Origin of the sequence: Plesiomonas sp. (assembly GCF_051650925.1) — a bacterium.
Lineage (GTDB): Bacteria > Pseudomonadota > Gammaproteobacteria > Enterobacterales > CAMTGL01 > Plesiomonas.
Genome location: NZ_JBOFRH010000208.1, coordinates 1 through 1,324, shown reverse-complemented (window position 1 = coordinate 1,324; position 1,324 = coordinate 1). Strand labels below are relative to the sequence as shown.

At 49.7% G+C, this 1,324-nt stretch carries 1 protein-coding gene; it reads right to left on the bottom strand.

Features of this window, described 5'->3' with window-relative positions; translation table 11 throughout:
* Positions 1 to 1,222, bottom strand: a 1,222-nt coding sequence (locus tag ACRC27_RS05060) for a hypothetical protein (protein WP_438639331.1), incomplete at its 3' end; no start/stop codon positions are given.
* Positions 1,223 to 1,324: the final 102 nt, after the last annotated feature.

Sequence of the window (1,324 nt, the reverse complement as noted above, 5' to 3'; positions counted from 1 at the left end):
CAATCCCTGATATATTTCCATTACCATCTGTGCCAATTATTGTGAATGACACGTGATCTGGACTGGCGATGAATGAATGTGGCCATGGTGTAGATGCTATAAAGTTCTGACTAATGCCTGTAGGTAGCACCGTTATCTGACAAAAGTTTACAAGCGTACCATCGGCATACTTGATATACCGACCGTTACCATTTGTTCCTGTTTGAATAATAGCCCCTGTTGGAACCCCGCCGATTTGGGAAACATCACCTACAATGCTATTACTTCCATACTGCTTTACCCATCCAACGATCTTGTCTGGATAAATAGCTAGTGAATGGCAGATACCATCTAAGCCAATGGCAAATACACAACGGTAATTAGCACTATGCTCAATAACGAGCATATCGCCACCAATCCAGCCTCTTGGCGCATTCAAAACAGCCCCACCAACCCGAAGTAACTTCGTCTTTGTATTTCGCAGATAGACGATCAGATCCTGACCATCAGGTACGAGCTGAGCGCTTGAGTCTATTTTTGCATCAAGAGCAGCCGCTAGACCTGACACCCCATTAATCGTATGCGCACCAGATTTCTCTGAGTGTTGGGTAATAGCAGCAACTGTATTCCCTGCCGGCTCAGCTCCAATCTTTTCCGGCGTTAAGGTCACTGCGCCCTTTTCACCCTGAACGCTAGTGACAGACTCGGTGTTATCAATTTTGTAGTAGCTACCACTCCCCGCTACCGTGTAGATAAGCGTGTCGCCCACACCATAATCAACACCACCGACTGTGCCACCTTTCGTAACCTTCCAGAAGGTTGGCCGCGCTGCACCACTTACCTGCACCGGTTGCGGATATACACCAGTAGATAAGTCAGCGGCACCACCATCAATCAATGCACCTGCGGTTGCTTGCGCCGCTTCTTGCGCTTGGCGAGCATATTCCGCAGCGGCTGCATCATGCTCAGCGGCTAATGCGGCTTTCTGTGTCGCGGTATCTGCTGCGGCTTGTGCCATGCTAGTTTTAGCCACAACCTCATCGCGCATCAGGGTAACAGCCTGTGTATTGGCAGCCACTGCCTGCGCATTCTCTGATACTTGCTGCGTCTTAGTGGTTACCGTTTGTGCATTTTGAGCCACCTGTTCGGTGTTGAGTTGAACAGCAGCGGCATTGTTAGCCACTAAGGCCGTATTGTTTGCAACCCGTAGGGCCTTATCTCTGACATCGGCAGCATCTTCCACAATGCTATCTTGCGCTGCTTTAGCAGCATTAGCCGAAGCTGCAGCCTCCTGTGCTTTAGTCTGAGTGGCCTGCCGGTCCTTTCCCGTAGCTAGAGCATCTTT